This is a genomic window from Pseudomonas syringae group sp. J254-4, from assembly GCF_032586855.1.
GTDB classification, from domain to species: domain Bacteria; phylum Pseudomonadota; class Gammaproteobacteria; order Pseudomonadales; family Pseudomonadaceae; genus Aquipseudomonas; species Aquipseudomonas amygdali.
Window position 1 is genome coordinate 131,905 of the sequence record NZ_JAWHOO010000008.1, and the last position, 19,750, is coordinate 151,654.

14 protein-coding genes are annotated in these 19,750 nt (G+C 58.7%); 9 read left to right on the forward strand and 5 right to left on the reverse strand.

Translation table 11 applies throughout. The features are described from left to right. Positions 1-20 precede the first annotated feature (20 nt). On the forward strand, positions 21-707 hold the full coding sequence (alkB, locus tag RYB09_RS12430; protein WP_316888671.1) for a DNA oxidative demethylase AlkB: 687 nt from the start codon (positions 21-23) through the stop codon (positions 705-707). Here alkB and RYB09_RS12435 read toward each other — a convergent pair whose 3' ends face one another. The 4 genes from RYB09_RS12435 to gnd are packed head-to-tail and all read right to left on the reverse strand — an operon-like array spanning position 708 to position 5,885. Further along, a complete protein-coding gene (locus RYB09_RS12435) occupies positions 708-2,525 on the reverse strand; it encodes a glycoside hydrolase family 15 protein (RefSeq protein WP_058408146.1) in 1,818 nt (605 codons plus the stop codon). It lies immediately after the preceding gene. 51 nt (positions 2,526-2,576) lie between these two features. After that, positions 2,577-3,386 (reverse strand): Cof-type HAD-IIB family hydrolase, encoded by an 810-nt coding sequence (locus RYB09_RS12440; protein WP_058408147.1) that lies wholly within the window; start codon positions 3,384-3,386, stop codon positions 2,577-2,579. Then, the gene (zwf, locus tag RYB09_RS12445; RefSeq protein ID WP_058408148.1) at positions 3,379-4,911 is read right to left on the reverse strand and encodes a glucose-6-phosphate dehydrogenase; all 1,533 of its coding nucleotides are present in this window, start codon (positions 4,909-4,911) and stop codon (positions 3,379-3,381) included. Before zwf ends, RYB09_RS12440 begins: the two co-directional genes overlap by 8 nt. Further along, positions 4,911-5,885 (reverse strand): phosphogluconate dehydrogenase (NAD(+)-dependent, decarboxylating), encoded by a 975-nt coding sequence (gnd, locus tag RYB09_RS12450; protein WP_058408149.1) that lies wholly within the window; start codon positions 5,883-5,885, stop codon positions 4,911-4,913. The genes zwf and gnd overlap by 1 nt, the downstream gene beginning before the upstream one ends. Before the next feature lie 315 nt (positions 5,886-6,200). On the opposite strand from gnd, the gene RYB09_RS12455 reads away from it, so the two are divergent. Next, positions 6,201-6,374, forward strand: a complete 174-nt coding sequence (locus RYB09_RS12455; protein WP_002553283.1) for a DUF6026 family protein — start codon at positions 6,201-6,203, stop codon at positions 6,372-6,374. Between the two features lie 194 nt (positions 6,375-6,568). Here RYB09_RS12455 and RYB09_RS12460 read toward each other — a convergent pair whose 3' ends face one another. Then, positions 6,569-7,060, reverse strand: coding sequence for a GNAT family N-acetyltransferase (locus RYB09_RS12460; RefSeq protein WP_004658555.1), 492 nt, complete (start codon positions 7,058-7,060; stop codon positions 6,569-6,571). A 635-nt stretch (positions 7,061-7,695) separates the two neighbouring features. Here RYB09_RS12460 and glgA point away from each other — a divergent pair. From glgA to RYB09_RS12495, 7 genes are all read left to right on the forward strand, one after another. Continuing rightward, complete coding sequence (gene glgA, locus RYB09_RS12465) at positions 7,696-9,294, forward strand: glycogen synthase GlgA (protein ID WP_316888675.1); 1,599 nt, start codon at positions 7,696-7,698, stop codon at positions 9,292-9,294. Positions 9,295-9,309: 15 nt separating this feature from the next. Continuing rightward, positions 9,310-11,133 carry a malto-oligosyltrehalose trehalohydrolase gene (treZ, locus tag RYB09_RS12470; RefSeq protein WP_316888677.1) on the forward strand — a complete coding sequence of 608 codons (1,824 nt, stop codon included), beginning with the start codon at positions 9,310-9,312 and terminating at the stop codon, positions 11,131-11,133. Next, positions 11,123-13,201, forward strand: coding sequence for a 4-alpha-glucanotransferase (malQ, locus tag RYB09_RS12475; protein ID WP_316888679.1), 2,079 nt, complete (start codon positions 11,123-11,125; stop codon positions 13,199-13,201). The genes treZ and malQ overlap by 11 nt, the downstream gene beginning before the upstream one ends. Next, entirely contained in the window at positions 13,198-15,981 is a 2,784-nt protein-coding gene (locus RYB09_RS12480; RefSeq protein WP_316888681.1) for a malto-oligosyltrehalose synthase, read from the forward strand. Before malQ ends, RYB09_RS12480 begins: the two co-directional genes overlap by 4 nt. 17 nt (positions 15,982-15,998) lie before the next feature. Continuing rightward, the gene (locus RYB09_RS12485; RefSeq protein WP_058408154.1) at positions 15,999-16,397 is read left to right on the forward strand and encodes a DUF2934 domain-containing protein; all 399 of its coding nucleotides are present in this window, start codon (positions 15,999-16,001) and stop codon (positions 16,395-16,397) included. A 158-nt stretch (positions 16,398-16,555) separates the two neighbouring features. Next, on the forward strand, positions 16,556-18,739 hold the full coding sequence (gene glgX, locus RYB09_RS12490) for a glycogen debranching protein GlgX (RefSeq protein WP_058402272.1): 2,184 nt from the start codon (positions 16,556-16,558) through the stop codon (positions 18,737-18,739). Then, positions 18,736-19,749, forward strand: coding sequence for an acyl-CoA dehydrogenase family protein (locus RYB09_RS12495; protein ID WP_122280818.1), 1,014 nt, complete (start codon positions 18,736-18,738; stop codon positions 19,747-19,749). The genes glgX and RYB09_RS12495 overlap by 4 nt, the downstream gene beginning before the upstream one ends. Position 19,750: the final 1 nt, after the last annotated feature.

Here is a 19,750-nt window from a genome sequence, read left to right on the forward strand (position 1 = left end):
CGCAGGAGCTCGACCCGACCATGCAACGCAAAGGTGACACGCCCGCCAACCTGGATATGTTTGCCGACCAGACGGCCCAGCCTGCAAGCACCGAGCTGATCGGGCCTGGGTCATGGCTGCTCAGGGGCTATGCGCTGCCGGTCATGCCACAACTGCTGGCCGCCCTTGAGGCGACACTGGGCCTCTCCCCGTTCCGACACATGCAGACCCCCAGTGGCTTGAGCATGTCTGCAGCGCTGAGCAGTTGCGGACAACTGGGCTGGATAACCGACCGTCATGGTTATCGATACACCGCAACCGACCCACAAACAGGACAGGCCTGGCCGGCGATGCCGGGTGCCTTCATGCAACTGGCTCAGGACGCCGCGCTCGCAGCAGGTTATGCCGGGTTCGTGCCTGACGCCTGCCTGATCAATCGTTACATCCCCGGGGCGAAGATGTCTCTGCATCAGGACAGAAACGAACACGACCACCGCTGGCCAGTGGTATCGGTATCGCTGGGTATTCCGGCCATCTTCCAGTTCGGCGGCATGCTGCGCAGCGACAAGACCCAACGCATCTCACTGTTTCATGGCGACGTAGTGGTCTGGGGCGGCGAGGACCGGTTGCGCTTCCACGGCATCCTGCCCGTCAAACAGGCCGAGCACCCTCTGCTCGGCGAACAGCGGATCAACCTGACCTTTCGCAAGGCTGGCCGCGACGACTGATCATGCGCCTTCAAGCTCGCTCGATGTGCGAGCCAGTGCGGGGCACACCGCTCGATGCAGATTCAATGCGGTGTTGATGATGCCGATGTGGCTAAACGCCTGAGGGAAATTGCCCAGCATGCGGCCATCTTTCGGATCGTATTGCTCCGCCAGCAGGCCGACGTCGTTGCACAGATCACACAGCCTCTCGAACAGCCGTGCAGCGTCATCAGCCCGACCCAGCAGCACGTAAGCGTCAGCCAGCCAGAACGAACACACCAGAAACGTCCCTTCGCGGCCGGCGACACCATCAACACTGCGCTCGTTGTCGTAACGCAGCAACAGGCCATCCTGCATCAGTGTGCGCTCGATCTGCGCGACAGTACCGGTGACACGAGGATCTTCCGGCGCAAGAAAACCGGTCAACACAATTTGCAGCAGACTGGCGTCGACTTCTTTCGAGCCATACGTCTGCACGAAACTGCCAAGATCAGCATCGAAACCGTTGCGACAGACATCAGCATGGATCTCGTCTGCTACACGCCGGTAGTGACTCGCCAACGCACGATCCTCATCGTTTTCGGCAGCCTTGGCGATCTGAGTGGCGTTTCGGTCGAAGGCCACCCAGGCCATGACTTTTGAATGGGTGAAGTGGCGCGGTTCGGAACGAATCTCCCAGATACCAGCATCCGGCAGGTGCCAGATCTTTTCCAGATAGGGCATGACCACCTTGGAGATCGCCACGCTGCGCGGGTGCTGCGGCATGCCGCCTCTCAGCGCCTGGATCATGGCATCGGCAACCTCGCCATAAACGTCCAGTTGCACTTGAGTCGCCGCGCCGTTGCCGACCCGCACCGGCAGCGAGTTCTCGTAACCACTCAGCCACGGCAGTTCGTACTCTTGCAAACGTCGCTCACCGCCCACGCCGTACATGATCTGTATCTGTTCCGGGTTGCCGGCAACCGAGCGTAGCAGCCAGTCTCGCCAGGCGGTCGCCTCCTCGAAATAGCCAAGATTCATGAACGCCAGAAGGGTCATGGTGGCATCACGCAGCCAGCAATAGCGGTAGTCCCAATTACGCTCGCCACCCAACTGCTCGGGCAATGAAGTGGTCACGGCGGCAACAATGCCACCGGTAGGGGCGTAGGTCATGGCTTTGAGGGTGATCAGCGAGCGCTTTACCTGAGCCGTCCACGGCCCGACGTCAGGACAGCGATCAGAAAACTCCCGCCAATAGGCGGCCGTAACCTCCAGCGCCTGATCGGCATCAATCTGCGCAGCCAACGGCTCGAAAGACGCCTGATAAGCGAGCGTGAAAACCTTGCGCTCGCCCTCACCGACATGAAAACGGCTGGCGGTGTGATGATCCTGCGGGTGCAAGGCCACAGGACTGCGCAGCACGAGCATTTCCGGCCCGGCCACGGCAGTCAGCGTATGTTCGTCCTTGCGCTCGACCCAGGGCACACTGCTGCCGTAATCGAAGCGAATGGCGAGGTCCACACCGAACTCGACACGCCCGGACAGCCCGACCACGATACGCACCACATGACCAGTCGTCTTCATGGGCATGAAATCGATCAGCATGGCGCGACCGTCACGGGTTTCGAAAACAGTTTCAAGAATCAGAGTGCCGTCGCGGTAACGGCGCTCGACAGCGATAACCTCGGCAGTCGGCGCAATCTTCCAGCGGCCATGCTCATCGCTACCCAATAGAGCGGCGAAACAGGCCGTAGAGTCGAAGCGTGGGAAACACAACCAGTCCAGCGAACCATCACGGGCGACGAGCGCCGCTGTCTGACAGTTGCCCAGCAATGCGTAATCTTCGATCAGTGCCGCCATTCAGAAATGCCCGTCGTGATGATGATTCGTCAGCGTGCGCAAACCGCTCGATCAAGCCGGAAGAATGTAACGCTCGATGGCGACGGCAACGCCGTCCTGCTCATTGCTATCTGTAACATGATCAGCCTGTCCCTTGACTGTCTGCTCGCCCTGCCCCATTGCAATCGACAAGCCGGCCTTGTGAAACATCGCCACGTCGTTGCCGCCGTCGCCTATGGCCGCAGTGCGAGAAAGGTCGACTCCCAGATAGTCCGCCAACGCGACCAGAGCGGCACCCTTGTTGGCCTCCAGCGCGGTCACATCCAGGTAGTATTTTTGCGAACGTGCCGCCAGCGCAAGCCCTTCGATCTGCGGATTGAGCTGCGCTTCAAGGGTTTTGAGCAAGTCGAAATCAGCACTGGCCGCGACGATCTTGTCGACGCGATCCAAATATGGCTCGAAACTCTCGACCTGAACATAGCGGTAACCCAGCGCATCAAGCTCATGATCGACGTAATCGGCGTCAGGATCGAGCAACAGCCACTGATCGTCGGCAAACACCCAAGTGGCAACGTTCTGGCCGGCAAACAAATCCAGACATATCTTTACTGCGCGCGGGTCAATGCGATGAGCCACCAGCAGGCTACCGTCGGGATGAGTGATGGTGCCGCCATTGAACGCCACGGTGGGCAAATTCACACCCAGCGCTTCGATCACCTGGCGCATGGCCCTGGGCGGGCGACTGCTGGCCAGCGTGAAGTGAACGCCAGCATCACGCAGGCGCTTTATGGCGTCGATATTGGCTTGGCTAAGGCTGTGATCACGGCGCAGTAACGTGCCGTCGATGTCGGACAACAGGAACTGTACGGGCAGTTCAGACATTCAATTCTCTCCATTCGCGGCCATCACGGCTCAGCAGATCTTCACCCGCTTGCGGGCCATCCTTGCCAGCTTCGTAAAGCTGCACTTCCGGTTGCGCAGCCCAGGCGTCGAGGAACGGCTGCACGGCACGCCAGCCGTTCTCGATGTTGTCGGCCCTTTGGAAGAGCGTCTGATCACCGGTCAGGCAGTCATAGATAAGGGTTTCGTAACCTGTGGAGGGCTGCATCTCGAAGAAATCCTTGTAGGCGAAGCCCAGCGCGATATCTTCCATTTTCAGTTCCGGACCAGGGCGCTTGGCAAACAGATCGAACCACATGCCTTCGTTGGGCTGGATCTGAATCCTCAGGTAGTTGGGCTTGAGGCGGTCAACTTCGGTGTCGCGAAACTGCGCATACGGCGCGGGCTTGAAGCAGATAGCGATTTCCGTGCTGCGAGCACTCATGCGCTTGCCGGTGCGCAGGTAGAACGGCACCCCGACCCAACGCCAGTTGTCGACCATGACCTTGAGCGCGACATAGGTTTCGGTTGTGCTGTCGGGCGCCACGCGATCTTCCTGACGATAGCCGACAACCTCCTTGTCCCCCATCGCGCCTTTCGCATATTGGCCACGTACCGAGTTGGCCAGAGCTTCCTCCTGACTCCAGGGCCGGATCGCTCCAACCACCTTGGCTTTCTCGCCGCGAACAGCATCGGCACCGAAAGCAGCCGGCGGTTCCATGGCAACCATCGCCAGCAACTGGAACAGGTGATTGGGCACCATGTCGCGCAATGCACCGGTGTGTTCGTAAAAGCTGCCACGGGTTTCGACGCCTACGGTCTCCGCCGCCGTGATCTGTACGTGGTCGATGTAGTGGTTGTTCCAGAACGATTCGAACAGGCCATTGGAGAAACGGCTGACCAGAATGTTCTGCACCGTTTCCTTGCCCAGGTAGTGGTCGATCCGGTAGATCTGCTTCTCGCTCATGACCTTGAGCAAACAGCCATTGAGCTCGACCGCACTGGCCAGATCGGAGCCGAAGGGCTTTTCGATCACGACACGACGGAAGCCATCTTCGGTTTCCTGCAACAAACCTGACGAACCCAGCCGCTGGGCGACCTCACTGAAAAATCGCGGCGCAGTAGCCAGATAGAACACCGCGTTCGCGGTGCCGGTGCTCTCGATCTTGCTGGCGATGTCCTGATAGGTGGAGTCGTCGAGGAAATCACCCTGCACATAACTGATGCGCTCGGCCAGCTTGCTCCACAGCGCAGGATCGAGTGGGTCCTTGCCGCCACCGGCAACCTTGCCGGCGGCTTCATCGCGAATGAAGTTCTCGAGCTTTTTCGCAAAGTCGGCATCGCTGATCGCATTGTGATCAACGCCGACGATGTGCAGCCCTTCATCCACCAGACCGTCGCGTGACAGGTTGTAAAGTGCCGGCATCAGCAGGCGCTTGACCAGATCTCCATGGGCACCAAACAGAAACAGGGTCGTGGGGGGAGCCACTTCGGCTTTTTGCTCGGCGCTGCCACGCGACAGGCCCATTACTTGGGTTCCTTGTGGCCACCAAATCCGAAGCGCATGGCGGACAGCATCTTGTCCGCGTACGAACTTGTCTGGCGAGAACGGAAACGCGCAAACAGGGCGCTGGACAGTACAGGAACCGGAACCGCCTGCTCGATGGCAGCTTCAATCGTCCAGCGCCCTTCGCCACTGTCGGCAACCGAACCGGAGAAAGCATCGAGGTGCGGGTCGGTGGCCAGCGCATCGGCGGTCAGGTCCAGCAGCCAGGACGACACCACACTGCCACGACGCCAGACTTCGGCAATGTCCGCCGTGTTGAGGTCAAAACGCTGTTCAGGTGGCAGGTGTTCAGAATTTTTCTGTTTGAGAAGATCGAAGCCTTCGGCGAAGGCCTGCATCATTCCGTACTCGATACCGTTGTGGATCATCTTCACGAAATGGCCGGAACCGGCAGGGCCGGAGTGGATATAACCGCGCTCGGCGCGGTCGTCGGTCGATTTGCGGTCACGAGTGCGCTCGATCGAGCCAAGGCCGGGAGCCAGTGTCGCGAACAGCGGATCCAGGCGCTCGACAACAGCAGCCTCGCCTCCAATCATCATGCAATAGCCGCGCTCAAGCCCCCAGACCCCGCCTGACGTGCCGACATCGACGTAGTGCAAGCCTTTTTCGGTGAGCTCCTGAGCGCGCCGAATGTCATCCTTGTAGAAGGTATTACCGCCGTCGATGATCACATCATCGGCGTCAAGCAACTGGCTGAGGGTCTGAATGGTCTCTTCGGTCGGCGCACCTGCCGGGAGCATTACCCAGATGGCGCGGGGCTTGTCGAGCGCATCGACCATTTCCTTGAGGCCTGCGACTGCAACCGAACCGTCATTGGCCAGGGCGTTGCGTGATGCCTCATCGCGGTCATACACGACAGTCGTGTGGCCGTTCAACATCAAGCGGCGTGCGATGTTGCCGCCCATGCGGCCCAGTCCAATAATCCCAAGTTGCATGAAGGTGCTCCTTAAATCGTAAAAAAGGTGCCGCACTTGCTGTCCAGCGCATCGACAGGTTGCGAGCATGCTGGTTAGTCAAGCGAGGCGGAACGTCGGTTCCCTTGCGAGAAGATGAAGGCGTTTACGCCCTCCTGTGGTGCATTTTGTCGCGATTAATAAACATTCGCGACAATTAAAAATAAAAAAGTTCCAAAATCATGCAAAAGAAATCAAAATCGGTGCCGATAGAGAGGGTAAGCAGCGGCGCTCATGGATTGAAAGTCATTGCCACGGACCTTTCTGAGGTTGAATCCGCCATTTGCGAGGTGAGCAATGGGCACTGTACTACCAGCACTTGCACCACAAACCCTGTATGTCACGATCCGTCGCGACGAATTGCGCGCATTGAAAGAAGAGCGCGAGCAGTTGCAGAAAAAGGTCGCTCATTTGAGCTCGATGCTGCAGCAACCCCACTTGTCTGCACCCGGCAAGATGCTTCAAGCCTGACTGCCATTGCATCACCCCTTAAAACGCTTCAGGGCAAGCCCGATATTCTGGCTTGCCCACTTGATCTGCTCTCACAGTCTACGCCCCTTCCCTGTCCGAATCTGCTCTCACAGTCTGCGCCCCTTCCCTGTCCGATTCTGCTGAACAGTTTTCCCTTGCACCCGACACGGCTGCACACAAACCTGCTGCGTACTTTATAGCGCCTTCTGCCAGAACATGGCACGCCCCATTTCAGGGCTCAACTGGTAATTGTCGAAACCGAGCTTCCTGTAGGCACCTTGAGCTACCTCATTGCCCTCCAGAACCTCAAGTGTCAGTTTGCAGCAACCTCGCTGGCGTGCAATCTCTTCCACCTTGAGCAACATTTTCTGGCTGATGCCCATACCGCGGTATTGAGCGACGACCGCAACGTCGTGAATATTGACCAGCGGACGACAGGCAAAGGTTGAAAAACCCTCAAAGCAATTGACCAGACCTACCGGCTCTCCGGAAATGAACGCCAGCACACTGAAAGCGTAGGGACGTTTGGCCAGCTCGATAGCCAACTGCTGACGCGCATCGCTCGACAGTGGCCGACCTGTGCCCATGACATCCATCGAATATTCGTTCAGCACAAATCCAATTGCATCAGCGTGCACGGGATTCGTGTAACTCGCTTGCAGTACCAATACCTCGGGGGCTTCCATTTCCATCCTCGTCAATTCAATAAAAGTGATTCTGTAAAATCAGTCAAAGGGTAACTCTTTCAGGCCAGCGCGTTATTTCAAGCCAGCTCTGTGACTAGAGCGTCCAGCCCGATTCTATCCTGCCTCGCTGCAAAATGTTCCAGCGCGGATGTAGGAATTTTCTCGCCACGCCCACAGATTGACCGCCAGACGCACCCAGAAAAGGCGCGACGCACCGATGGGGCTCATGAGCACCTCCACTCACCCGTTTTTTTCGATAAAAAAGAAACGCATGACCTCGATTGTCGAACGATCCGACGACCGGTCATGCGCGCTCGGGACTCGAATTTAACCCATAAAAAAGCGCAACGACTGCCTGGCTGGCCCTTGCAGCGTCCCGACAGGCGCGGCTTCAAAGCCCTTGCCAGACATTCGCGCAGAAAAAAGTCGAAACTTCTCCAAAACGCCCCGGTCAGGTGAATGGAGCATCTATGCTATTGGCTGACATCCGGTAATGGCGACATCACGCGGCTTTGTCACTACGCATGGTCCAAACGGGTATTGATCTTGCGTAGTGCACGTATGTGTACCCGGCCATAGGAAATGGCCAATAAAAATCAAGTGATGCACCAAGACTGTTTTAAGGGGAAAAATCGATGATTAGCGCCGCTGTCAAAACCCAGAAGGGAGAGAGTTTTAACCAGCCTGTCGGCGAGCTGACTCATCTGCCAGTCTTCTCTACCAAGAGCGTTCCTTTGCTGCAATTACCAACCTCGACAATTCAGCCTACGCCGACCATGTCTCAGGTCAGCAGACGCAAAGTGTTGTTCGTGACCTCGGAATTGGCCGACCTGGTGAAAACCGGTGGGCTGGGCGACGTATCCGCCGCATTGCCACGAGCAATGCGCCACCTGCATGACGTGCGGGTTCTTATTCCAGGTTATCCGCAGGTCATCAACAGCGGAAACCCGATCCATATCATCAGCCAGCTGGGCGGGCATGCTGCACTGCCACCTTGCAAGGTGGGTCGCATGGACATGAAAGATGGCCTTGTGATCTATGTGTTGATCTGCCCTGAGCTTTACGAGCGTGAAGGCACGCCTTACGCCGACAGCGATGGCCGCGACTGGTCCGATAACCATATTCGTTTTGCCCGTCTGGGGCTCGCGGCTGCCGAATTTGCGGCTGGCGAAGTGAAAAGCCAATGGTGCCCCGAGCTGGTCCATGCCCATGACTGGCCTGCCGGCCTGGCGCCTGCCTACATGCGCTGGCGCGGGCAGTCCACGCCAAGCATCTTTACTATTCACAATCTGGCCTATCAGGGGACCGTGAGTACCGCTTCGAGTCGTGAACTGGGCATTCCAGATGAAGCGATCACCCCGGAAGGCATGGAGTTCTACGGCAAGCTGTCCTTCATCAAGGCAGGCATGGCCTTCGCGAGCCACATTACGACCGTGAGTGCCACCTATGCTCGGGAAATCACCACGCCAGAGTTTGGTTGCGGCCTGGAAGGTTTTCTGCAGAGCAAGGCTGACAAGGGTCAGCTCAGCGGCATCCCTAACGGAATCGACGAAAGCTGGGATGCAGCGACCGACGAACACCTGATCTGCCACTTTGCGCCCAACGAATGGACGCGCAAGGAAATCAACGCCGACTATGTGCGTGAGCTGTTTGAGCTGGATGCCTCGACCGGGCCCCTGTATGCAGTGGTTTCGCGCCTTGTGTATCAAAAAGGCCTGGACCTGACCATCGGGGTTGCCGAGCACATCGTCAACAACGGCGGACAAATCGCAATTATCGGTCGCGGCGAGCCTGAGGAAGAAGATGCCATGCGCGAGCTGGCCGCACGCTTCCCGGGGCGCATTGGTGTGCGTATCGGCTTCAATGAAACCGACGCACGACGCATGTTCGCCGGCAGCGATTTTCTGTTGATGCCATCGCGCTATGAACCCTGCGGTCTGAGCCAGATGTACGCGCAACGCTTCGGCTCCCTGCCTGTCGCACGCAACACCGGCGGCCTGGCGGACACAATCGAGGACGGCGTGACCGGCTTCCTGTTCAAAGAATCAACCATCGAAAGCTACACCGAAGCCCTGAACCGCACGTTTCAGGTATTCGCCCACCGTGAGCTGCTCAACGCCATGCGCTGCCGTGCAATGGCTGCTCCCTTCAACTGGCATCAGGCAGTAGAGCCCTACGCAGATCTCTACCGCGACCTGTTGAAGAAAAACGTGAGCATTTCCAGCAACTACTAGTTTAAGGATCAATGGATGCCACTGCGTACAGACGATAACTGGCGCCACGGCGCCGTCTTGCTAGACCCCGAACACACCCGGTTTGCCCTCTGGGCACCGGATGCCAACTACGTAAATGTCGAACTCCAGGATGGCCAGGGTGTTCAGTCACTGGCCATGCTGCCCCAGCCGGACGGCTGGTTCGTCCTTGAGGCCCGCTGCGAAGCGGGCACTCGATACCGCTTCAAAATCGATCATGAACTGGAAGTGCCTGACCCCGCCTCCCGCGCGCAGGTCGACGATGTCCATTCTCAAAGCTTCGTAGTGGACCCTCTGGCCTATTCATGGCAAAACACCTCATGGCAAGGTCGGCCGTGGCATGAGGCGGTGATCTATGAGCTGCACGTAGGTGCGATGGGCGGCTATGCTGCGGTGGAAAAACACCTCCCGCGCCTTGCGCAAATGGGCATTACCGCGATCGAGCTGATGCCGCTTGCGCAGTTTCCCGGTGATCGCAACTGGGGCTACGACGGCGTTCTGCACTACGCCCCGCAATCTTCCTATGGCACTCCGGAAGAGCTCAAGCACCTGATCGATACAGCTCACGGTCTTGGCCTGATGGTGATACTGGACGTGGTGTACAACCACTTCGGCCCGGACGGCAACTACCTGGGAAGTTACGCCAAGGATTTTTTCCGCAGCGATCTGCATACCCCGTGGGGCGATGCCATTGATTTTCGCCGCCCGCAGGTGCGCGACTTCTTCGTCGACAATGCGCTGATGTGGCTGCTGGAATACCGCATCGACGGCTTGCGCATGGACGCTGTGCATGCCATTCGCGATGAAACGTTCCTGCCAGAATTCGCAACTCGCGTACGCGGCCAGATCGAGCCGGACAGGCACGTGTGGCTGAACCTTGAGAACGAGTTCAACCAGGCCGGTCTTCTGGAGAAAGGCTTCGATGCACAATGGGACGACGACGGGCACAACACTTTGCACGTGCTGCTGACCGGTGAAACCGACGCCTATTATTCCGACTTCGCTCAGGAGCCTACACAAAAGCTTGCGCGCCTGCTCAGCGAAGGGTTTGTCTATCAGGGCGAACAGACGCGGCATGGACACACGCGAGGAGAGCCCAGCGGCCACCTTGCGCCGACTGCCTTTGTATTGTTCCTGCAGAACCATGACCAGATCGGCAACCGCGCACTCGGTGAACGTTTGCCGCAGCTGTGCACGCCTGCTGCGCTGAGGGCCGCAACCGCCCTGTTGCTGCTTTCGCCGATGATTCCGCTGATGTTCATGGGCGATGAGTGGGCGGCCAGCGAACCGTTTCTGTTCTTCACCAGCCACCATGGCGAACTGGCCGATGCGGTGCGCGAAGGACGTCGCAAGGAGTTCGCCGACTTTGCCGCATTCGCCGATCCGGAAAAGCGCGAGCACATTCCCGACCCGAACGACATCAAGACATTCGAGGCATCACGTCCGGCGTTTTCGGCAGTTGATCTGGAGACCGACAAAGGCCTGGATCACCGCAGCTGGGTCGACTTTTATACACAGTTGCTGGCTTTGCGGCACAAGGAAATTATGCCGCGCCTGCCCGGTGCACGCTTCCTGAAAACCGATATTCTCGGCGACAAGGCCGTCAGTGCTCGCTGGGCGCTTGGCGATGGCAGCGAACTGCGTATCGACCTGAACCTCAGCGAACAGGCTGTCGATGCCCCGGCGCAGCAAAATGCCCGGCAGATATTCTCCAGCGCGGCAAAATCGTCCGAACTTTCCCCGCAGGCCATCCTCAATCCTTACACGGCCATTGTCAGCCTGACAGCAAGTGATGTTCTGGAGGAACAGGATGAACAATGAGCAATTGGAGAGGCTTGCTACCGAGGCAGGGCTATCGGTGCATTGGGTCGATGCCAACGCTCGGCCGCAGACTGTCAGCCCTGATGTACTGCGCAAGGTTCTGGAAGCGCTGGGCTATCCGGCCGAAAACGGTGAGGCTATCGATGCCAGCCTGTTAAGCCTGCAAAACGCCAGCCACGGCAAAAGCGCCCCGCCGCTGCTGACGGTCGACACGGACAGTAATCTGGATCTGTCCGAGTGGTTTGCGCCGCAAACGCCATTCACGCTGCACCTAGAAGACGGTTCATCGCTGGACGCCAGGCTAACCGCGTCCGGCGAACTTCCAGCGCTGGCACCGCCCGGCTATCAACAGTTGGAGATTGCCGGTCAACATCTGACCATCGCTGTCGCCCCTAAAACCTGTTTCAGCATGGCAATGGCCACCGATGCGCCGAAGCCACATGGCTGGGGTCTGACTGCTCAGCTTTACAGCCTGCGCCGCGAGGGCGATGGCGGTTTTGGCGATACGGAAGCACTGGAGAAGGTTGTTCGCGCTGCCGGAGAGCGCGGTGCCGATGCGCTGGGCATCAGCCCGATCCATGCAATGTTCGCCAATGATCCACACCGTTACAGCCCTTATTCGCCGTCCAGCCGACTGTTTCTAAATAGCCTGTATGCGTCGCCCGGTGCCATTCTGGGTGAACATGCATGGCGTCAGGCGATAGAAGACGCGCGCGTCGGCGACGAAATGAAGCAACTGGAAGCGCAGCAGTTGATTGACTGGCCTGCTGCTGCCCAGGCCAAGTGGAAAGCGCTGCACAAGCTGTATGAAGGGTTCAGTGCGGGTGATCACCCCTTGCACGAAGACTTCAACAGCTTCCGCCACAGCGGTGGCGAGGCCCTGGAGAACCACTGCCGCTTCGAAGCGCTGTGTGCCGAATCCGAAACGTTGAATATCGGCAGCAATTGGCATGAATGGCCGGAAGAGTTCAAAGACCCTCGTAGTGACGCCGTCGCAGCATTTGCCGAAGCGCACAGCGAGCACATCAGTTTTCATGCGTTCGCTCAATGGCTCATCGCCCGCGGCCTGGAGCGCGCGCAGTCTGCAGCACGCAGCAGTGGCATGCGCATCGGCCTGATCGCTGACCTGGCTGTGGGTGCCGATGGTGCCGGAAGCCAGGCCTGGAGTCGTCAGGACGAGTTGCTGTCGGCCCTGACCGTTGGCGCACCACCCGACATTCTCAACCGCGCCGGACAGAGCTGGGGGATTTCGGCCTTTTCACCGGACGGCCTCAAACGTAACGGGTTTCGCGCGTTCATCGAAATGCTGCGTGCCAATTTCGCCCATGCTGGCGGCTTGCGTATCGATCATGTCATGGGCCTGCAACGGCTATGGGTCATTCCGCATGGATCGCCGCCCAGCGAAGGCGCTTATCTGAATTTCCCTCTGGATGACATGCTGCGCCTGCTGAGTCTGGAATCCTGGCGGCACAAGGCGATCGTGCTCGGTGAAGACCTTGGCACTGTGCCTGAAGGCCTTAGCGACAAACTCAGCGCCCGGGCGATTCTGGGCATGCGCGTGCTGCTGTTCGAACAGAATAACGGTCAGTTCAAACCCATTCTTGATTGGTCGGACCAGGCACTGGCTACCACCAGCACCCACGATTTGCCGACACTGGCAGGCTGGCTAAGCGAGCTGGACATCGAGTGGAATGCACGACTGGGTCACATCGACGAGCAACATGAATCGCAGTGGCGTGAAGAACGTGGGCGCGAATATGCAAGCCTGCGCCGGGCCCTGAGCCAGAACGTCGAAAGCCTGCCGTCAGACAGTGAAGACCCGGAACAGATCATCGACGCGGGCATCCGTTATCTGGGTCATACGCGCGCTCCGCTGGTGCTGCTGCCGATGGAAGATGCGCTGGGTGTCGAGGAGCAGGCCAACCTGCCCGGCACCATTGACAGCCACCCGAACTGGCGCAGGCGCCTACCCGGCGATGCAGCCTCCTTGCTTGATAACCCGAATGCTGCTCGACGACTGGAATTGCTCTCCCAATCCCGGCTGCAAGCTGCGGAGCGTGACCAATGACCCGTCCATTACAGCCTTTGCGCGCTACCCAGCGTTTGCAATTTCATAAAGATTTCACGCTCGACGATGCGGTGCCACTGGTGCCCTACTTCGCCAGCCTGGGGATCAGCCATGTCTATGCCTCGCCGCTGCTCAAGGCGCGTGCTGGCTCAATGCATGGTTACGACGTCGTCGACCCGACCGTCATCAACCCGGAACTGGGTGGCGAGCCTGCCCTGCTGCGTCTGGTATCGGCCTTGCGCGAACACGGCATGGGGCTGATCCTCGACATCGTCTCCAACCACATGGCCGTCGGTGGTGCAGACAATCCCTGGTGGCTGGACCTGCTCGAATGGGGTCGGCGCAGCCCGTATGCCGAGTTCTTCGACATTCAGTGGAATTCGCCGGATCCGTTGCTGGAAGGCCAGTTGCTGCTGCCGTTTCTGAGCAGCGATTACGGCACCGTCCTGCAGGCCGGAGAAATCCCGCTGCGCTTCAACGCCGAGCGCGGCATGTTTTATATCGAGCACTACCAGCATCATTTCCCGATCTGCCCGCTGACCTATGATTCATTGCTACAGGCAGTGGAGCACCCGCAATTGAAGGAAATGGGCCAGCGCTTCACTGCGCTTGCCCAGTACCCGCAAGCCTACGAACGCGCACGTCAGGCGAGAACCGAACTGGCCGAGCTGGCAAAAGATCCGCAGGTGCTCAAAGGCATCGAGCAGATCCTTGCGCACTTCGACTCCAGCAAGCCGGAAGGCTTTCAGCGTCTGCATCAGTTGCTGGAACGTCAGCACTATCGTCTGGCCAGTTGGCGCACTGCCGGTGATGACATCAATTGGCGGCGCTTCTTCGACATCAACGAGCTGGGCGGTTTGCGTGTCGAACGGCCGCAGGTATTTGAAGCCACCCACGGCAAGATATTCCAGCTGATTGCCGACGGCCTGGTTGACGGGTTGCGGATCGATCATATCGATGGGCTGGCCAACCCGCGCGGCTACGGCCGCAAGCTGCATCGCCGGGTAAAAAGCCTGCTCAAGCTGCGTCCTGCCGAGGCGCGCATTGATCATCTGCCTATTTTCGTCGAGAAAATTCTGGGGCCGGATGAGCCGTTGCGTGAAGACTGGAGCGTGGACGGCACGACCGGCTACGAGTTCATGAATCAGGTCTCGCTGCTGCAACACGATCCCAAGGGCAAAGAGCCGCTTGGAGAGCTGTGGAGTCGACTGACAGAACGTACCGCTGACTTCGATCAAGAAGTGCTGGTGGCCCGGGATCTGGTCCTGCACGGCACACTGGCGGGCGATTTCGAGAACGTCGCGCAGTCGTTGCTGCAAGTTGCACGCAGCGACCTGATGAGTCGTGACCTCACGCTGGGTGCAATTCGCCGTGCCCTGCTCGCGCTGATCGTCAATTTTCCGATTTATCGCACCTATATCTCGGTATGCGGCCGCTCGGCGCAGGACGACAAGTATTTCCAGCAGGCAATGGAAGGCGCTCGCAGCACTTTGAACGAAGGCGACTGGCCAGTGCTGGATTATCTGGCACGCTGGCTGGGTGGCGAAGCGTGGCGCAAACTGCCACGCGGACCGTTGCGCAAGCTTTACAAGAACGCGTGTGTACGATTCCAGCAACTGACCTCCCCGGTTGCCGCCAAGTCGGTTGAGGACACCTCGTTCTATCGCTCTGCAGTGCTGTTGTCGCGCAACGACGTAGGCTTTCATCCGCAGCATTTCAGTGCGCCGGTGGAAGACTTCCATCAGGTCTGCCTGGAGCGTCTGGAAAAATTCCCCGACAACCTGCTGACCACTGCAACGCACGATCACAAGCGTGGCGAGGACACACGTACACGCCTTGCTGTCTTGAGTGAATGTGCGCCGTGGTACGCCGAACAGGTAGAACGCTGGAGACAACTGGCGGTGCCGCTGAAAGGCGAAGAGCCGGCCATCAGTGCGGGTGACGAGCTGATGCTTTATCAAGCGCTGCTGGGCAGTTGGCCGCTGAGCCTGGAGGGCGAAGACGCTCACAAGGCATACGCGCAACGCATGGTGCAGTGGCAGGAAAAAGCCCTGCGCGAAGCCAAGCTGCAAAGCAGCTGGAGCGCACCGAATCAGCCCTACGAAACGGCTTGCCGTGAATTTCTTGAACGCTTGCTGTTGGCCCCTGAAGCGCTGGCGTTGCGTCAGTCCCTGAGCGCAACGGCCAATCGTATCGCGACCGCCGGAGCACTCAACAGTCTGGCGCAAACCTTGCTACGCTTGAGCGTACCCGGTGTTCCCGATTTGTATCAGGGCACCGAGTTCTGGGATTTCAGCCTGGTGGATCCGGACAACCGGCGACCGGTTGATTATGCAGCCCGACAGAAAGCGCTGGCAGAAGATGCAAGCGCTGCCGACCTGCTCGATAACTGGCAGGATGGCCGCATCAAACAGGCGCTGATTGCGAAGGTTTTGAACCTGCGTGCCGAGCATCCAACGCTGTTCAGCGAGGGGCGTTATCAGCCTCTGGAAATAAAGGGTAGCCACGCCGAGCACGTGATGGCTTTTGCCCGGGAGACACAAGGAGTGCGCGCTATCATCGTAGTCCCACGCACAAGCAGTGAACTATTGGGTACTGCGCAAACTCCATTGATTAATGCTGCCAATTGGGGCGACACACGGATTATGCTTCCGTTTGCCGACTCTGGATCTGACTGGAAAGGACTCTTTTCCGACGGTGTCACAACACACGTTCGGGAGATACCGCTCAGTGCAGCGCTTGAAAGATTTTCCGTCAATTTGCTTATTCAAACTATGTAATAGCTGGGAGTCTCAAGATGAGTGCCGACGAAAAAAGAATTCGCGATTTTGCTTACCAGATCTGGGAGTCCGAGGGTAAGCCCTCTGGACACGACGAGCGTCATTGGGAAATGGCGCGCAAGCTTGCAGAAGCCGAAGCCCTGGCACCGAACAAGTCCAGCGTGCGCAAGTCGAGCAAGCCCAAGCTGCCTGAGGTAGACAGCGCCAAGGCGCCTGCCAAGGGCGCGGCCAAACCTGTGGCGAAGTCAGCACCCGCAGCAAAGCCAGCGGCCAAGCCCGCAGCTGAAACCAAGACCAAGCCAGCGGCCAAGGCGGCTCCCAAGCCTGCTCCCAAAGCAAAGCCGGCTGCCGCTGCGCCAACTGATGCCCCAGCCAAGCCTGCTGCCAAGAAGCCACGCAAACCGTCGAATTCTTGAAACTCTTCTGGCCGGGCGCCAGTCCATTGTTGCAGGTCGCACTCTGATCGGAGATGAGGCCTGCTACACCCCCATACTTTATCGTCAATATTGAAGCCTTTGTGGCTTCGATAGCGGCCTTGGCCGCTCAGAAAATCATTCGACGTCAGGAAGTCATCATGAATACGAAGTCCACTACAACGGCAGAAGATAATTCAGCCCCGCAAGACAATCCAGGCAGCACCCCGTCTCGCATTCGTGAAGGACTTCCCTTTCCTCTCGGCGCTAGCTGGGACGGCCTGGGTGTCAACTTTGCCCTGTTTTCGGCCAACGCAACCAAAGTAGAGTTGTGTCTGTTTGACTCGACCGGTGAAATCGAACTGGAACGCATCGAACTTCCGGAATACACCGATGAGACGTATCACGGCTACCTGCCCGATGCACACCCGGGCCTGATCTATGGCTATCGCGTCTACGGCCCTTATGACCCTAAAAACGGTCATCGCTTCAACCACAACAAACTGTTGATCGACCCGTATGCCAAGCAACTGGTCGGCGAATTGAAGTGGTCTGAAGCATTGTTCGGTTACACCATTGGTCATCCTGACGGCGACCTGAGCTTCGATGAACGTGACAGCGCGCCCTTTGTACCGAAGAGCAAGGTAATCGACGAGGCTTACACCTGGGGCCGCGATCAGCGCGTCGGTACGCCTTGGGACAAGACCATTTTTTATGAAACCCACGTGCGCGGCATCACCATGCGCCACCCGGAAGTTGCCGAAGAGCTGCGCGGCACGTTTGCCGGTCTGGGATCAGCTCCCGTTGTCGACCACATCCGCAAGCTGGGTGTGACTTCCGTCGAGCTGCTGCCGATCCACGCCTTCGTCAACGACCAGCATCTGCTGCAAAAAGGAATGACCAACTACTGGGGTTACAACAGTATTGCGTTCTTTGCGCCAGACCCGCGTTATCTGGCGAGCGGCAAGATTGCCGAATTCAAGGAAATGGTTGCACACCTACACCATGCCGGGCTGGAGGTCATCCTCGATGTGGTCTACAACCACACGGCCGAAGGCAACGAGCTAGGCCCTACCCTGTCCATGCGCGGTATCGACAACGCCTCTTATTACAGGCTAATGCCGGACGACAAGCGCTATTACATCAACGACTCAGGCACCGGCAACACCCTTGACCTGAGCCATCCGTGTGTACTGCAGATGGTTACTGACTCCCTGCGTTACTGGGCTTCGGAAATGCACGTCGACGGGTTCCGCTTCGACCTGGCAACCATTCTGGGTCGCTACCACGACGGTTTCGACGAGCGCCACAGCTTCCTCGTCGCTTGCCGTCAGGACCCGGTGCTGCGTCAGGTCAAACTGGTCGCAGAGCCTTGGGACTGTGGCCCTGGTGGCTATCAGGTCGGCGGCTTCCCGCCGGGCTGGATGGAGTGGAACGACAAGTTCCGTGACACCGTACGTGCCTTCTGGAAAGGCGACGAAGGCCAACTGGCAGACTTCGCGGCACGCATGACTGCCTCCGGCAATATGTTCAACCAGCGCGGTCGGCGTCCGCAGGCATCGGTGAACTTCATCACCGCGCACGACGGCTTCACGCTGCACGACCTGGTGTCGTACAACGACAAGCACAACGAAGCCAACGACGAAAACAACCAGGACGGCAGCAACAACAACCTGTCCTGGAACCACGGCGTTGAAGGCCCGACCGAAGATCCGGAAATCAACACCCTGCGTCTGCGTCAGATGCGTAACTTCTTCGCTACTTTGCTGCTGGCACAAGGTACTCCGATGATCGTCGCCGGTGACGAGTTCGCCCGTACACAGCACGGCAATAACAATGCCTACTGTCAGGACAGCGAAATTGGCTGGATCAACTGGGATCTGGACGAGGACGGCGCAGCGCTGCTCAAGTTCGTGACCCGCGTGATCAAGCTCCGTCAGACCTACCCGATCCTGCGTCGCAGCCGCTTCCTGGTAGGCGATTACAATGAAGAAATCGGCGTCAAGGACGTGACCTGGCTTGCGCCGGATGGCAACGAGATGAGTGTCGAGCAATGGCACGATGCCAATGGCCGTTGCCTGGGCATGTTGATGGATGGTCGCGCACAGGAAACCGGTATCCGTCGTCCAGGTGCCGACGCCACGCTGCTGCTGGTCGTCAACGCGCACCACGACGGGGTCAATTTCACCCTGCCGGAAGTGCCTGAAGGCACCCATTACGAGTGCCTGATCGACACCAATCAGGATGATGCACGCAGCAAGGAGCACTTTGCGTTCGGTTCGCAATATACCGTCACGCCGCGCTCGCTGCTGCTGTTCGAACTGAAGCGCGAAGACCAGCAATGATCGATGCCTTGAGTGAGTTTCTCGACTGGCGCAAGCACGGTTATGCCGATACGCGCGCGCTGGGCGAGTGCTTGCAGGCATTGGTCAACGAAGGTCTGGATCAGCTCCCCCTGCCTGCCAGCGGTCAGACACTTGAGCGCTGGCGGGCGCTGGCCTGCATTGCAGGCCACGACCTGGGGTTGTGCAAGTTGTACGAGGGGCATACCGACGCCTTGGCGATCATGGCGGAACTGGGTGCCCCGCCCCCCGAACAATTCAGCACCTGGGGCATGTGGGCGGCAGAGCCGCCGCAGGCACGGGTGAATATCAGCGGTACTGGCGATTCACTTCGTTTGAATGGCCGAAAAGCGTGGTGTTCCGGGGCTACGGCCTTGAGCCATGCATTGATCACCACATGGGATGAAGAGCATCGCCAGCAACTGGTGGCGGTGCGTCTCGACCAGCCCGGCGTGCATATGACCAGTGATGGCTGGCGCGCAGTGGGCATGGGCGCTACCGGGAGCGTCGAAGTGGTCTTTGAGGACGCTGCCGGGCAAGCGATCGGAGCGCCGGGCGGCTACCTGGAACGGCCCGGCTTCTGGCAGGGCGGCATCGGCATCGCGGCCTGTTGGTATGGTGCTTCGCGTGCCATTGCTCAGCGCTTGCTGGCACAGGTCGGCAAACGCGAAGAGCCGCACGCTCTTGCGCACCTGGGTGCTGTGGATGTCGCGCTGCACGCAGCAATCGATGTACTGCGTGCCGCCGCTGCGCATCTGGATCAGGCCCCGGCTGAAAATGCCGAGGTGCTTGCCAGACGTTGCCGTGCCTACGTCGAGCAAGCTGCGGAGCTGGTCATTCAGCATGTGGGCCGCGCGGTAGGTGCCGGTCCTTACTGCAAGGACCCGCACTTCGCTCGACTGATCACCGACCTGCCGGTTTTTCTGCGTCAGAGTCATGCCGAGCAAGACCTTGCTGCTCTGGGTCAATTGACGGGTAAACGGCTGCCAGCTGTACGCACGTGGTCACTATGAG

Coding starts and splice junctions, on each gene's coding strand:
- RYB09_RS12480 (WP_316888681.1), top strand. CDS start 13,198: ATGACCCGTCCATTACAGCCTTTGCGCGCTACCCAGCGTTTGCAATTT.
- malQ (WP_316888679.1), top strand. CDS start 11,123: ATGAACAATGAGCAATTGGAGAGGCTTGCTACCGAGGCAGGGCTATCG.
- glgX (WP_058402272.1), top strand. CDS start 16,556: ATGAATACGAAGTCCACTACAACGGCAGAAGATAATTCAGCCCCGCAA.
- RYB09_RS12435 (WP_058408146.1), bottom strand. CDS start 2,525: ATGGCGGCACTGATCGAAGATTACGCATTGCTGGGCAACTGTCAGACA.
- treZ (WP_316888677.1), top strand. CDS start 9,310: ATGCCACTGCGTACAGACGATAACTGGCGCCACGGCGCCGTCTTGCTA.
- gnd (WP_058408149.1), bottom strand. CDS start 5,885: ATGCAACTTGGGATTATTGGACTGGGCCGCATGGGCGGCAACATCGCA.
- zwf (WP_058408148.1), bottom strand. CDS start 4,911: ATGGGCCTGTCGCGTGGCAGCGCCGAGCAAAAAGCCGAAGTGGCTCCC.
- RYB09_RS12455 (WP_002553283.1), top strand. CDS start 6,201: ATGGGCACTGTACTACCAGCACTTGCACCACAAACCCTGTATGTCACG.
- RYB09_RS12495 (WP_122280818.1), top strand. CDS start 18,736: ATGATCGATGCCTTGAGTGAGTTTCTCGACTGGCGCAAGCACGGTTAT.
- alkB (WP_316888671.1), top strand. CDS start 21: ATGCAACGCAAAGGTGACACGCCCGCCAACCTGGATATGTTTGCCGAC.
- glgA (WP_316888675.1), top strand. CDS start 7,696: ATGATTAGCGCCGCTGTCAAAACCCAGAAGGGAGAGAGTTTTAACCAG.
- RYB09_RS12485 (WP_058408154.1), top strand. CDS start 15,999: ATGAGTGCCGACGAAAAAAGAATTCGCGATTTTGCTTACCAGATCTGG.
- RYB09_RS12460 (WP_004658555.1), bottom strand. CDS start 7,060: ATGGAAGCCCCCGAGGTATTGGTACTGCAAGCGAGTTACACGAATCCC.
- RYB09_RS12440 (WP_058408147.1), bottom strand. CDS start 3,386: ATGTCTGAACTGCCCGTACAGTTCCTGTTGTCCGACATCGACGGCACG.